This is a genomic window from Pseudomonas sp. MMS21 TM103, from assembly GCF_022132145.1.
In the GTDB taxonomy this organism is placed as follows: Bacteria; Pseudomonadota; Gammaproteobacteria; order Pseudomonadales; family Pseudomonadaceae; genus Aquipseudomonas.
On record NZ_JAJISP010000001.1, the window covers coordinates 1 to 13298 of the forward strand.

Below are 13298 nucleotides of genomic sequence, written 5' to 3' on the forward strand. Positions count from 1 at the left end.
CACCTACAGCGTGAATGACGAAGAAGATGCCGACGCTGCTCTGGTCGTGACCTTCACCGGCACCTCGAACAGTGCCGGTTACTACGCCCTGGTCGGTGGCCAGGTTGTGCTCACCGCCGATGGTGCCGCCTTCGTCAATGCCGGCGGCACCCTGCCGGCCGTGAACCTGACCGTCACTGACACCGGCGCCCTCACCGGCACCGGCAGCGATACCCCGGCAGTCACTACCATCAACGACGCACCGACCATCGTCGTCACCGCCAATGATTTCACCGAGAACAGCGCCGCCGAAAATGACGTCGCCGCCACCTACAGCGTGAATGACGAAGAAGATGCCGACGCTGCTCTGGTCGTGACCTTCACCGGCACCTCGAACAGTGCCGGTTACTACGCCCTGGTCGGTGGCCAGGTTGTGCTCACCGCCGATGGCGCCGCCTTCGTCAATGCCGGCGGCACCCTGCCGGCCGTGAACCTGACCGTCACTGACACCGGCGCCCTCACCGGCACCGGCAGCGACACCCCGGCTGTTACGTTGGTCAATGACGCACCGACCGGCACCGATGATGTAATCACCCTCAACGAGGACACCAGCTACAGCTTCAGCGCGGATGACTTCGGTTTTTCCGATGCCGACATCGGTGACAGCCTGCAAGCCGTACGTATCGACAGCCTGCCTAATGCAGGCTCGCTGCAACTGAACGGCACCGCAGTGATCGCTGGCCAAGTCATTAACCTGGCCGACCTTAATACACTGGCGTTCACGCCTGCCCAAGATGCCAGTGGTGACAGTTACACCAACCTCAGTTTCTCGGTGAGCGACCAGGCCGGTCAGTTTGCTGCCACACCCAATACGCTTACCTTTGATGTGACACCTGTTGCCGATGCGCCCATCGTCACCATCGACATAGGCGCGGTAAGCATAATCACCACAACCATCAGTAGTGCTAACGTCACGGCTAGCGGTCAGGGCTTCACCGTCAGCGCCTTTAAGCTCGATGGCACAGCGGGAGTGATCTCCATCAACGGTAGCCCTGTTGGCTTCGGGGTCGCGGGAGATGCTTCAGGTGCCAACAACGAACTGGGTCAATCTGGCGGTCAGTCGGAACGGCTCGTGGTGGAGTTCGATTCACCGGTGGCGAGCGCGACCGTTAGTTTCGCCTGGCTGCATACTGGTGAAAGAGCGACCTACAACCTGTTCGACAGCGCCGGCAACATGATCGGTAGCAACACGATTGCCGGGATCACCGACTCCATCGATCCGGCCATCACCCTGACCAGCAGCACCGGTGCAGCGATCAGCCGCATCGAGTTCAGCGCGCCGGGGGCTGGGGATGACTACCTGATCAACTCGATCGAGTTCGCGACTAGCACCAGCTATCCGCTTACCATTACGGCTACACCGACAGACATCGACTACTCCGAGTCGATTGCCAGCATTACGGTCGCGGTGCCATCCGGCGCCACCCTATCGGCCGGCTCAGCCAACGTTGACGGTACCTGGACGCTGCCGCTGACCAGCGCGGGTGGCTATACCGTAACGGTGGATTCGGCCACCCAAGCGGTGAGCATCAGCGGTCTGAGCATGACGCTCCCAGGCAACCCGGTTGGCAGCCTGAGCGTGACCGTGACGGCTACGGCACAGGACGGTGCAGATACCGAATCAAATGCCGCCACTATCACCATTGGCGACGCTACCGCGCCCGAAACCGGCGATGTATCGGTGGTCGCCAACGAGGACTCCGGCCCCATTACCATCACGCTGAACGCGACCGATACCGCCAGCAGCATTGCCAACTTCACCATCACCAGCCTGCCGACGGACGGCACGCTGATGTACAACAGCCAGGCGGTTCAGATTGGCCAGGCCATTCCCGCAGTCGGCAATCAGGCCAACCTGAGCTTCATACCGGGAGCCAACTGGAACGGCAGCACCGACTTCCAGTACCGCGCCAGCGATGTCGCCGGCAACGTGGATCAAACGCCTGCGACAGTTTCCATCCTGATCAACCCGGTTAACGATGCGCCGGTCAATCTGCTGCCGACCAGCTACACCACCAACGAAGACACTGCGCTCAAGCTCAGCGGCCTGTCGGTAAGCGATGTGGACGTCGCTTCCGGCCTTGTCTCAGTCACCCTGGCGGTTGCCAGCGGCACTATCAGTGCAGCCAGTGGCAGCGGGGTCACGGTAAGCGGTACGGGTACTGGCAGCGTGATGTTGAGCGGCACGCTTGACGACATCAACGCCTACCTGGCGGATCAGGCAACCCAGCCGAGCTATCTGCCGGCGGCCAATGCCAGCGGCGATGTGACCCTGACAATGACCAGCAATGATGGCGGCAATACCGGCGCGGGCGGGGTACTGATCGATACTGACATCAGCACCATCACCATCAATCCGGTAGCCGACGCGGTTCCGGGCAGCGATGTATCGGTGGTAATTGGCGCGCCGCAGGTCAATACGATCACCTTCGGCAGTAGCATCGGCGGCATCAATGGCACCTCGAGCTATACATTCGGCAACGGTATTAACATCTCCACCGGCGGCAATGGCACTTTCAACCTGTCGAATGGCAATGACCTGGGCATAAACGGGCCAGGTGACAATGGTGGGGATGCGCAGCGGATCGAAGGTAACGAAGCGATCAATTTCAGCTTCCCTTATGGCGTGCAGTACATGGCGCTGAAGCTCAAGAACGCAGGCGACGACACCGTGCTGATCAAGTCCGCCCTTGAGGTCGCCGACCTCACGAGCGGCAGCCTCTCCGGGACTATCAACTCTACGGGCGGTACCGTCTCGTCCTCCAACCTCAAGGTCAGCCTGGTTCTGGAGGTACTCAATGGCGCCACCACCAGCACTGTAACGCTGGCTGCCTCAGTGAACTCAGGCGGCACCTGGACGGTGGCCTACAACGGCGTCAGTGGAACCATCACCAAGGCAACCGTAGTCTCGACCATCGACGGCAGCCTGTTTAACCAGGGCGGCAATACCTCGGCGAACTTTACCTATTCGATCAGCTCGGACATGCAGAGCCTGTCGATAGCCCAGGACCCCCTGAACAGCTTCTCCAGCGGGAGAACCAACAACGGCTTCCAGATTGAATACATAGATGTAAATGCCAGCCCAACAGGCTTGACCAGCTACAGCTACCCGGTGGACCTCTATGCCGCCATTCAGGATACGATTGGAACGCCCGAGACGTTCACCAGCCTCAAGCTCAGTGAGCTTCCGGCAGGGGCAACCATCAGCGTGGTCCTCGCCGATGGCAGCTATCAGGAAATAACGCCCAACGCTCAGGGCGAATATGACCTGAGTGCCTACACCTCACTGCTCAACACCTCGACGACCCTATCGGGCACCGACAAGCTCTATCTGGTGACCGAATCGGAACTGCCCAGCGGTTTCGCTCCGACCCTGACATTCGAAGTCAGTGACGGCGCCTCAAGCACCGCCAAGACAATTATCGGCGGGCCCGGCGACTCGACCTTCAGCGGCGGTGTAGGCAACGACTACATCAGCGGCGGCGCCGGCAACGACACCCTCGACGGAGGCACCGGCAACGACATCCTCATCGGCGGCGCCGGTGATGACATCCTGCTCGGCGGCACTGGCGCCGACTCCTTCGTCTGGCAAGCGGGCGACACCGGCAAGGACAAGATCCTCGACTTCAATATCGGCGAAGGCGACCGCATCGACCTGCGCGACCTGCTGCAGGGCGAGACCGATGCCACCATCGACAACTACCTGCAACTGGTGACCGATGCCGGTGGCACCTCGAGCCTGCTGATCAGCTCGACCGGCCACCTGAACGATGCCGGCGGCGCGGCGGCCAATGCCGACACCAGCATCGAGCTCAGCGGCGTGAACCTGTCGAGCAGCAGTATCGGCTCGTTGATCGCCGGTGCCGACCCGACCATCAAGATCGATCACACCTGATGGGCAAAACCCCGCTACCATCGGCTAGCGGGGTTTTTCATCAGGGCAGTCGAAAGAGCAAGGAGTGATCGATGTTGTATGTGAAACGCGATACGTGGGGCAACCTGCAACAGGTTGAGGCATCACCGTTCGCCGGCATGGATGGTGAGCTTGCCGCAGATGATCAGGAAGCGCTGGCCTGGTATGCCAATCAGACTGTCGAAAGCAGTCTGCTGCAGCTCAAGCAGAGCGACCTGGACATGATCCGGGTGCTGGAAGACTTGATCACCGTACTGATCCAGAAAGGTGTTGTGCGCATCACCGACTTGCCCGAGGCGGCGCAAACCAAACTGGTGGGGCGCAGCAAGGCACGGGATGCCCTTGGCGGGTTGAATCGACTGATCAATGACGATGAATCCGGGTTGATCTGAGCAGCGGTGACTCCAAGGCTGCGCGGCTAAAGCCACTCCCACAGGTTCCATTATCAGTTAGTAGGCTGAATCGGGACGCCATCCGCTCATGAGCGCAGCGTGCAGCCCAGCACTTCCAGCAACGGCGTACTGCTTCGCGAGTGCGCCCTACCGTGTGGGCCATGCCCATGACCACGTGCTCCAGGCTAGGGTCTTGCCGAGCACTCCCTGACGCAAATCACCTCAACCCCAGCGACCCGGTTCGCCAAACAAGCGCCCCTGTACGCCCTCGATACCCATGTCGCGCAAGGCCTGCCACTCGCCATCGGTTTCGACCCGCTCGGCAATCAGGGGCAGATCGATGCTGTTGGCAGCCCGCTGCATGGCCTCGATGAACAGGCGCTTGTCGTTCTCGGCGTCGATGGCGCGGATATAGCTGCCATCCACCTTGAGGTAGCTGAGACCGAGCTTGGCCAGGTTGCCGATCATGCTGAAGCGTCCGCCGAAGTGCTGCAGCCCCAGGCTGAAGCCAAGGCTGCGCAGACGCACGGTCAACGCCTCCAGGGCCGCGGCATCGGGCAACTGGTCTTCGTCCAGTTCCAGGGTCAGGCGCGCGCCCAGATGCGCATGCTGACGCAGCCGCTCATAGAGTTGCTGTAGCGCCTGCGGATCGCGAACGGTGCTGCCGGAGAGGCTCAGCGCAACACAACTGCTGTTGCTCTGCAGCTGCGCCAAGACCCAGTCGAGCATGGCCAGATCGAGACGGGTGGCCCAGCCGAAACGCTCCAGCCAGGGCAGAAAACGCCCCGCCGGTACCGGGTTGTTCTGCTCATCGAGCAAGCGCGCCAGCACCTTGAGGTGCAACACCCGCGCCGGATCAGCCGCACTCACCACCGGCTGCACGTAAAGCTGGAAACGCCCCTGATTCAGCGCCTGATCCAGCAGTCCATGCCAACTCTGCCGTTCATCGGCGGCAGGCCGCTGGGCGTCGTGTTCGCTGCAGGCCCAGCTCTGCAGGTTCTGACTGCTGGCCTGGGCCAGCGCCGCATCCAGCGCCGCATAAATGGCCGCGAGCTGATCGCCAGGCGCAAAGGCCGTCATGCCGATATGCGCGACCGGCAAGCAGTCGCTGGCACCGGTCTGCTGCAGGCTGGCCAGGGCACCGTCCAGGCTCTCTGCCAACTGCTCCGCCTCACTGCGATCGAGGCCGGCAGCCAGCACGGCAAACTCGCCGCCACGGTTGCGCGCCAACAAGTAGCGGCCCTGGCTGATCTGCTGCAACTGCACGGCGATGGCCTTGAGCAACTGGTCGGTGCGTTGGCCGCCCAGGCGCTGGTTGAGGCCGGCCAGATCATTGACCCGCAGCAGCAGCATGTAACCGCTACCGGCATGCTCATCGACACCCACGCGCGCCTGCAGCTGCAGATCGAAGTAACGCCGATTGGCCAGCCCGGTGAGGCTGTCCTGATAGGCCTCGGCACGCAATTTCTCGCTGCGCGCGGCCTCCTCGGCAAATAGCGCCTTGAGCTTCTCGACCATCTGGTTCATGGCATTGACCACCCGCCGAAACTCGGGAGTCTTGGGCAACTCGGGCAGGCTGAGAAACTCACGCCGGGCGATGGCATTGGACTGCTCAACCATATAATCCAGCGGCCGTAACTGGCGCTTGAGCAGCAGTACGCCCAAACCGATGCAGACCACCCCACTGACTGCCAACCAGAGCAGCACACCAAGCGCGCTTTGCCAAAGCTTGCCGATGGCGAACAGCGGATGGCTGGTGACCTCGACCCGCGCCGCCTGGCGCCAGCCGTCGCTGACGATGGCATCGCCACTGGCCGGCGCCAAGTCGACCAGATCGGCGAACCACTGCGGCGCTTCGGCGCTGACCGGCACCCCCGTGCGCGCGACCATCACCTGCCCAGTCTCCGAGTCGAGCACCCTGATGCTCTCGAAGTAACCGCTGTCGAAAATCGAGCTGACCATCAGTTCGATCATCGCCATATCGTTGATATGCGTACTCAACGACAGACCCAAAGCGGTCGCCGCATCCTGGGCATGCGCCCGCAACTGGTTGACCTGCTGCTCGCGCGAACTCTCCACGCTAACCAGAAAACTGCCGGTGAAGCTCACTAGCATCAGCACGCAGATGGCAATAAACAACTGCTTGAACAGTGACATCAACCACTCCTTCGGGTCGCTCTCAAGGGAAGCCTTCGGCCCGCATTTTTTTCAACAGATCCTGCCAGCGCGAAAGGCGCTTGCTGTCTCCGACTTGTTTGCCGCCGCCAGCGCCGGGCAGCCACAGCCCCTCGGCGTTGAAGGCATAAACGGGCACCAGATCGCGACGCTGGCTGGCCGGTTCGATGGCATCGATCAGGTTATCCAGCACCAGCGGCATGGCCAGGGGACGTTCGTAATAGGTGAGCACCATGTGCGCCTGATTCAAACGCACCGCCTTGACGTAGGTGATGCGCAGCTTCTCACTCGGCACCCCCAGTTGGCGCAGGCTGAAATACTTGGCGAGGGCGTAATCCTCGCAGTCGCCGGCACCGCGAAACAGCGCCTCGACGGGAGTCGCCCAGTAATCAGCGACCTTCCAGATCTGGATGTCGTCACGAAAGCGCAAACGCAGGTTGAAGAAGCGGTTGACCGCTTGCAGCTGTTGCATTTCGCTGGCGCCGGCCTGCTCCTGCAGCAGTCTTTGCCAGTCATCGATGCGGCCACGGCCCTGCCCAAGCGGCCCGTACAACTGCTCGGCACGCTTGCTGATCAGGTTGAAATCCCAGTCGGCCGCCAGCGTACCGCAGACCAGTAAAACGGCCAGCAGCAGTGCTGCCACCCATGGCCAGCGACGATACGCGCGCGCAATTTCGATACGACCGGTCTGCAAACTGAGGATTCCACACATCAGGCCCGCGCCATGGTGCGGGCGACGTCGGCAAAACACAATTGCCAACTGCCATCATGCCGGCAAAGCACAGAACACAAGCGCTCTTAACCCGCCGCTGGCGCAGTTGGCATGCGCCAGCCAAGGGTCAGATCAAGGGTATGGAGCTAGACGAAGGGCCAGGACTGGCCCTGCCAATGGCTATCGAAACAGCAATGCGATAGCAGGGGTTGCGACTCTCACGAACGGCGTCGCGAGGAGTTGTTAGCGCCGGCGAAGTCAGCCGAGCCGGCGCCCCCTGCTCGCAGAGCGCACGCTATCGCTCTAGCGGTAGCATGCGACACGGCGGTCTCAACTAGTCGTGCTGACTTTCCCAACCGCGTCGATCACCAGTGCGCGAGCCATGGTCACGCTGTTGCTGGTTCGACGAGCGCTGTTGCTGCTTATGCTGATTGCTCCGCCGGCCGTCCCAACCCTGGCGCGATTGCGCTGCGTGCTGGTCCTGACCGCGCTGATCGCGACGCACTTCATGACGCCGATCACGGCGCCCGTCGTGGCGCTGCTCTGCACGACGGGCGTCGTTGTAGTAACGCGGCTGCGGTGCCGGCAGGTAGCGGCGCTGGTCATGTCGGCGATCATCGTAACGGCGCTGCTGGTAACGGTGGTCACCGTCATAATGCCGCGGGGCGACGTACACCGGGTAGCGCTGCACTCGGTAATCGACCCCAGAATAAGAGTGGCGGTCATAGCCAGAGTAACGGTGGCCATCGCCATACACTGCACAACCGGTTAGAAACAGCCCCATCAGGGCAACAAGCATGGCTTTATGGAGCATGGAGACCTCCGTGAGTACGATAAGAGGAAGGCCAGCGACTGCTGGCCTTCCGGGTACTCTTGAATGATTGAACAACTGGCCGGGGGAGAAAGTGCTGGACTAGCAGCGGCCTTTCTTGGCCTGCCCTGGCGGGCAATGTGGCGGGCCGCCACTGTCACCGATATCGATGCCGATACCCGGCAAGCGCAGGCTGCAGCCCTGCAAGCTGACGGCCATGATTGCGATGAGGGCCAAGCTCAAGCAGGCCCTCATTAGCAACGCCCCTGCATACGCAGGCCCGGCGGGCAGAAACCGCCACCGTGGCCGCTCTCGTAGCCATCCAGGTCGATTCGTAGCGGCTCGCCAATGCGTGCATCCACGCCCGGTGCCCTGATACTGCAACCGCCAAGCAGCAGCACTAAAGCCATAATCGTTAATACACGCATCTGCAATACTCCCTAATTTGCCGCAGGCCTGAGGCACTCCGGTTGACACAGTCTTGCTACATTTCAATTACCGCAATTAACAGATCTGACACTGTATTCAGCCAGACGTTCCCGCCCCGCAACACTGCACTCCAGCGCAATCGCGCCCCATTACGGCGCACGACAGCGCAGTTTCGATAACGAGCTGACCCGCGCAGGCCGCCTGGCAGGGCGACGGGCACAAGTGGCACGATGTTCGCTTAGGCTCAGGTGTGCAGGAATATCCCGTGGTGCATTAGGTGTTACGGGATCGCGGCACCACAATTTGCAATAGCCGACTAGGGTTCCGGCTCGCCGATCAGATGATCGACGAGTGGCTGGTCCGAGAGTTGGCGACCTCCTTCGAGGTTACACGGCGGGATAAAAGCCCGGGAGAACGCGTCCTCAGTATTGAGGCAACCGCCGCGCACTCCTGCCGCCCTACTCGAACTGGAGGTTCCCTATGCGTACGCCCCGCCTGATCGCAGTACTCGCCGCCGGCCTTGCCGCCACCATCAGCCTCACTAGCCACGCCGCGCCTAAAACCGACTTCAGCGTCTGCTGGACCATCTATGCCGGCTGGATGCCCTGGGAATACGCTGCCGCCGAAGGCATCGTCGACAAATGGGCGAAGAAGTACGACATCAGTATCGATGTGGTGCAGATCAACGACTATGTCGAGTCGATCAACCAGTACAGCGCCGGCCAGTTCGATGGCTGCAGCATGACCAACATGGACGCCCTGACCATCCCGGCGGCCGGCGGCATCGACTCCACCGCGCTGATCATCGGCGACTTCTCCAACGGCAACGACGGCATCGTACTCAAGGGTGAGAAGAAGACCCTGGGCGACCTCAAGGGCCAGCCGGTCAACCTGGTCGAACTGTCCGTCTCCCACTACCTGCTGGCTCGCGGCCTGGAAAAAGCCGGCCTCAGCGAGAAGGATCTGAGCGTGGTCAACACCTCGGACGCCGATCTGGTGGCGGCCTTCGCGACCGACGACGTCAAGGCCGTGGTCACCTGGAACCCCCTGCTGGCCGAAATCGAAGCCACCCCTGGCGTGACCACGGTGTTCGACTCCAGCCAGATCCCCGGCGAAATCATCGACCTGATGGTGGTCAACAGTGACACCCTCAACGACAACCCGGGCTTCGGCAAAGCCCTGACCGGTGCCTGGTACGAAATCATGGCGACCATGAGCGCCGACTCGCCTGCCGGTAAAGCCGCCCGCGAGCACATGGCCAAGGCCTCCGGCACCGACCTGGCCGGTTACGAAGCGCAACTGGCGGTGACCAAGATGTTCTATTCGGCCAAGGATGCCGTGGCCTTCGCCAACAGCCCGAAACTGCCGGCGACCATGAGCAAGGTGGCCAGTTTCTCCTTCAGCCACGGCCTGCTCGGCGAGGGCGCACAGAGCAGCGATGCCATCGGCATGAGCTTCGCCCGCGAAGTGGTGACCGGCGACCAGGGCAACCTCAAGCTGCGCTTCGACCCGAGCTACATGCAGATGGCGGCCGACGGCGCCTTGTAGCGGAACGCAGGCGTAGGGCGGGTGCAACCCGCGGGTTTCACCCGCCCTACATCACCGCTCCCACGCAGAGTATGGGAACCCGCGGAAACAACTAGAGGCATTCCATGCGCCTGATCAACCGCCAACCCGAACGCACCGGCCGTTTTATCCTGGTGCTGCTGCCCTTCGCCCTGCTGCTGTTCGCCTACTTCATGAGTTCGGCCCAGCGCCTGGCGGACAACCCCAACGACAAGCTGCTGCCCAGCGCCACGCAGATGGTCGCGGCGGTCGATCGCCTGGCCTTCAGCGAAGACAAGCGCAGCGGCAAGTACCTGTTCTGGGAGGACACGGCCGCCAGCCTCAAACGCCTCGGCATGGGCCTGGGCATCGCTGCCGTGGCCGGCCTGTGCCTGGGCATCGCCGCCGGTACCCTGCCGTTGCTGGGGGCGCCGCTGTCACCGCTGCTCACGGTATTGTCGATGGTGCCGCCCCTGGCCATCCTGCCGATCCTGTTTATCAGCTTCGGCCTCGGCGAGCTGTCCAAGGTGATGCTGATCGTGATCGGCATCACCCCGGTGCTGGCCCGGGACCTGGAACAGCGCGCCCGGGAGATTCCGCCAGAGCTGCTGATCAAGGCGCAAACCCTGGGGGCCAGCACCTGGACCCTGATCCTGCGCGTGGTCCTGCCGCAAATCCTGCCGCGCCTGCTGATCGCCCTGCGCCTGGTGCTCGGCTCGGCCTGGCTGTTCCTGATCGCCGCCGAAGCCATCGCCAGCACCGACGGCCTGGGTTACCGGATCTTCCTGGTGCGCCGCTACATGGCGATGGACGTGATCCTGCCCTACGTGGTCTGGGTCACCCTGCTCGCCTGGCTGATGGACCTGAGCCTGCGCCAGCTGACCCGCCTGGTCTTCCCCTGGTATGAAGGAGCCAAGGCATGAGCTTTATCCAGATCAACAACCTGTGGCAGGAGTACGGCGACCAGGTGGTGCTGGAACGCCTGAACCTGAGCATCAGCGAAGGCGAGTTCTGCACCCTGGTCGGCGCCTCCGGCTGCGGCAAATCGACCTTTCTACGCCTGCTACTGGGCCAGGAACGCGCCAGCCGCGGGCAGATCCTGCTGGCCGGCCAACCACTGGCCGCCGAACCCGATAGCAGCCGTGGCGTGGTGTTCCAGCGTTACTCGGTGTTCCCGCATTTGAGCGTGCTGGACAACGTCGCCATCGGCCTGGAGTTGCCCCGCTCGCCCCTGCTGGGCCGCCTGTTCGGCAAAGCCAAACGCGAGGCCCGCGAACAGGCGGCGCAGATGCTCAGCAAGGTTGGCCTCGGCCACGCGCTGGACAAATACCCGACCCAGCTGTCCGGCGGCATGCAGCAGCGCCTGGCCATTGCCCAGGCGCTGATCATGCAGCCACGGGTGTTGCTCCTCGACGAGCCGTTCGGCGCCCTCGACCCGGGTATTCGCAAGGACATGCATGCACTGCTGCTGGACCTCTGGCGCGAAACCCGGCTGACCGTGTTCATGGTCACCCACGACCTGAGCGAAGGCTTCAGCCTCGGCACCCGCCTGCTGGTGTTCGACAAGGTCCGCGTCGACCCGCACGCGCCGAACGCCTTCGGCGCGCGCATCACCTACGACATTCCATTGAACAGCGACCGCCGCGCCAACCGCGCGGCGGTCGAGGCGTTGCCGGCGCACATCACCGGCAACCTGCAACCTGCTGCGTAAGGAGCATCCGATGACTGCCTCACTAACCCTGCGCTCCACGCTCTATGAAGAGCGGCTCCCCGGTGGCGGCCACACCTCGTTCGTGCTCAAGCGCGGCCAACTGCTGCGCCTCACCGACCTCGAAGGCGACGCCAACGTCAGCCTGCTGCTGCTCAATGCCGCCGAGAAGAGCGAGCGCCTCAACCTGCCCGACTCACTCAAGTGCCAGCACACCGCCAAGCTCACCGCCGGCCACTGCCTGTACTCGGACATGGGCCGCGTGCTCGCTGCCATCACCGCCGACACCTGTGGCTGGCACGACAGCTTCGGCGGCGTGCTCAACGCCGAGGAAGTCGCCGAAAAGTACGGCCAGGGCAGCTATCAGCAGCTGCGCAACGGTTTCTTCCGCAACGGCGTGGACAACCTGCTGGTGGAAATGGGCAAGTGGAACCTGAACATCCAGGACCTGCTGATGTGCCTCAACCTGTTCAGCAAGGTCACGGTGGACAGTGGCGGCCGCCTGCACTTCCAGCCTGGCAAGTCCAAGGCCGGCGACTATGTGGAGCTGTATGCGCCGATGGACACCCTGGTGGTGCTCACCGCCCTGCAACACCCGCTGGACCCGAATCCCGAGTACGCGCCCAAGCCGCTGCAACTGTCCTGGCACAAGGTCGACAGCGATGGCATCAGCGTGCTGTGCCGCAACTCGCGCCCGGAAAACGCGCGCGGCTTCCACAACACCGAACGTCTGTATATCTAAGGGCGGCCACCATGACTCTTATCCATAGCGACAAGCACCCCGAAACCGCCAGCTACCGCGCCACCATCGGTGCCGGCGAGCCCTTTCTCTGCGAAGTCAAAGCCGGGCAGACCCTGCGCCTGCTCGACCTGGAAGGCAATCAGGCGGTCGATACCCTGTTCTACAGCGCCGCCAACCCGCGCGAGCGCTACGACGTGCAGCGCACCCTGCGCAAACAGCACAGCGTCTACCTGACCACCGGCACGGTGCTCTACTCCAACCTCGGCAACCCGCTGCTGAGCATCGTCGCCGACACCTGCGGCCGCCACGACACCCTCGGCGGCGCCTGCGCCCAGGAAAGCAACAGCGTCAGGTACGCGCTGGACAAACGCTACATGCACAGTTGCCGCGACAACTTCCTGCGCGCCAGCCTGCACGACGGCCGCCTGAACAAGGCCGACATCAGCGCCAACATCAACTTCTTCATGAACGTGCCGGTGACGCCCGAGGGCGGCCTGACCTTCGAGGACGGCATCTCCGCGCCCGGCAAGTACGTCGAGCTGAAGGCGCACATGGACGTGATCGTGCTGATCTCCAACTGCCCGCAACTGAACAACCCGTGCAACGGCTACAACCCGACCCCGGCCGAGGTGCTGGTGTGGGATTGAGGCCTGCGTTCGCTGGAAATCCCGCACTGCGGTGCTCCACCAAGCCGAATGCAGACCAGTAGCGCTTACACGCAGCAGGCTGTAGGCCGCGACGATTCGGCGGACTGTTCGCTCCGCTCCTGAGTCCCCCCTACGGGTTGTAGCTAACCAGATTTCAGCCGCGGACGACCGTGGCGCTGACCGAA

Annotated in this window: 12 protein-coding genes and 1 riboswitch; of the genes, 7 read left to right on the forward strand and 5 right to left on the reverse strand. The window is 62.7% G+C overall.

What is annotated here, in order from left to right:
• Together LJY18_RS00005 and LJY18_RS00010 are read left to right on the forward strand one after the other, a co-directional pair.
• The coding region (locus LJY18_RS00005) for a beta strand repeat-containing protein (RefSeq protein WP_238039675.1) at positions 1-3934 on the forward strand (3934 nt) is incomplete at its 5' end.
• A 71-nt stretch (positions 3935-4005) separates the two neighbouring features.
• Positions 4006-4344, forward strand: a complete 339-nt coding sequence (locus tag LJY18_RS00010; RefSeq protein WP_238039676.1) for a tryptophan synthase subunit beta — start codon at positions 4006-4008, stop codon at positions 4342-4344.
• Between the two features lie 222 nt (positions 4345-4566).
• On the opposite strand, the gene lapD is transcribed toward LJY18_RS00010, so the two are convergent.
• From lapD to LJY18_RS00035, 5 genes are all read right to left on the reverse strand, one after another.
• Positions 4567-6501 (reverse strand): cyclic di-GMP receptor LapD, encoded by a 1935-nt coding sequence (gene lapD, locus LJY18_RS00015; RefSeq protein ID WP_238039677.1) that lies wholly within the window; start codon positions 6499-6501, stop codon positions 4567-4569.
• A gap of 22 nt (positions 6502-6523) precedes the next feature.
• Positions 6524-7231: a cysteine protease LapG gene (gene lapG / locus LJY18_RS00020; RefSeq protein WP_372866181.1), complete on the reverse strand. Its 708-nt coding sequence runs from the start codon at positions 7229-7231 to the stop codon at positions 6524-6526.
• Positions 7232-7565: 334 nt separating this feature from the next.
• Positions 7566-8045 carry a hypothetical protein gene (locus LJY18_RS00025; protein WP_238039678.1) on the reverse strand — a complete coding sequence of 160 codons (480 nt, stop codon included), beginning with the start codon at positions 8043-8045 and terminating at the stop codon, positions 7566-7568.
• A 99-nt stretch (positions 8046-8144) separates the two neighbouring features.
• Entirely contained in the window at positions 8145-8261 is a 117-nt protein-coding gene (locus tag LJY18_RS00030) for a hypothetical protein (RefSeq protein ID WP_238041078.1), read from the reverse strand.
• A 35-nt stretch (positions 8262-8296) separates the two neighbouring features.
• Positions 8297-8470, reverse strand: a complete 174-nt coding sequence (locus LJY18_RS00035) for a hypothetical protein (protein WP_238039679.1) — start codon at positions 8468-8470, stop codon at positions 8297-8299.
• 306 nt (positions 8471-8776) lie between these two features.
• Positions 8777-8886: riboswitch (guanidine-I (ykkC/yxkD leader) on the forward strand.
• Positions 8887-8951: 65 nt separating this feature from the next.
• Between LJY18_RS00035 and LJY18_RS00040 the strand changes: the two genes are divergently transcribed.
• The 5 genes from LJY18_RS00040 (at position 8952) to LJY18_RS00060 (ending at position 13113) form a co-directional block, all read left to right on the forward strand.
• On the forward strand, positions 8952-10019 hold the full coding sequence (locus LJY18_RS00040) for a putative urea ABC transporter substrate-binding protein (protein ID WP_238039680.1): 1068 nt from the start codon (positions 8952-8954) through the stop codon (positions 10017-10019).
• A 104-nt stretch (positions 10020-10123) separates the two neighbouring features.
• Positions 10124-10939, forward strand: a complete 816-nt coding sequence (locus LJY18_RS00045) for an ABC transporter permease (RefSeq protein WP_238039681.1) — start codon at positions 10124-10126, stop codon at positions 10937-10939.
• Positions 10936-11727, forward strand: coding sequence for an ABC transporter ATP-binding protein (locus LJY18_RS00050; protein WP_238039682.1), 792 nt, complete (start codon positions 10936-10938; stop codon positions 11725-11727). Before LJY18_RS00045 ends, LJY18_RS00050 begins: the two co-directional genes overlap by 4 nt.
• 10 nt (positions 11728-11737) lie before the next feature.
• Positions 11738-12466 carry an urea amidolyase associated protein UAAP1 gene (locus tag LJY18_RS00055; RefSeq protein WP_238039683.1) on the forward strand — a complete coding sequence of 243 codons (729 nt, stop codon included), beginning with the start codon at positions 11738-11740 and terminating at the stop codon, positions 12464-12466.
• An 11-nt stretch (positions 12467-12477) separates the two neighbouring features.
• Complete coding sequence (locus LJY18_RS00060; protein ID WP_238039684.1) at positions 12478-13113, forward strand: urea amidolyase associated protein UAAP2; 636 nt, start codon at positions 12478-12480, stop codon at positions 13111-13113.
• The last annotated feature ends 185 nt before the right edge of the window (positions 13114-13298 follow it).

Excerpts from the sequence above, each read along its gene's own strand:
- LJY18_RS00010 (WP_238039676.1), top strand. The coding sequence starts at position 4,006 with ATGTTGTATGTGAAACGCGATACGTGGGGCAACCTGCAACAGGTTGAG.
- lapD (WP_238039677.1), bottom strand. The coding sequence starts at position 6,501 with ATGTCACTGTTCAAGCAGTTGTTTATTGCCATCTGCGTGCTGATGCTA.
- lapG (WP_372866181.1), bottom strand. The coding sequence starts at position 7,231 with ATGTGTGGAATCCTCAGTTTGCAGACCGGTCGTATCGAAATTGCGCGC.
- LJY18_RS00025 (WP_238039678.1), bottom strand. The coding sequence starts at position 8,045 with ATGCTCCATAAAGCCATGCTTGTTGCCCTGATGGGGCTGTTTCTAACC.
- LJY18_RS00030 (WP_238041078.1), bottom strand. The coding sequence starts at position 8,261 with ATGGCCGTCAGCTTGCAGGGCTGCAGCCTGCGCTTGCCGGGTATCGGC.
- LJY18_RS00035 (WP_238039679.1), bottom strand. The coding sequence starts at position 8,470 with ATGCGTGTATTAACGATTATGGCTTTAGTGCTGCTGCTTGGCGGTTGC.
- LJY18_RS00040 (WP_238039680.1), top strand. The coding sequence starts at position 8,952 with ATGCGTACGCCCCGCCTGATCGCAGTACTCGCCGCCGGCCTTGCCGCC.
- LJY18_RS00045 (WP_238039681.1), top strand. The coding sequence starts at position 10,124 with ATGCGCCTGATCAACCGCCAACCCGAACGCACCGGCCGTTTTATCCTG.
- LJY18_RS00050 (WP_238039682.1), top strand. The coding sequence starts at position 10,936 with ATGAGCTTTATCCAGATCAACAACCTGTGGCAGGAGTACGGCGACCAG.
- LJY18_RS00055 (WP_238039683.1), top strand. The coding sequence starts at position 11,738 with ATGACTGCCTCACTAACCCTGCGCTCCACGCTCTATGAAGAGCGGCTC.
- LJY18_RS00060 (WP_238039684.1), top strand. The coding sequence starts at position 12,478 with ATGACTCTTATCCATAGCGACAAGCACCCCGAAACCGCCAGCTACCGC.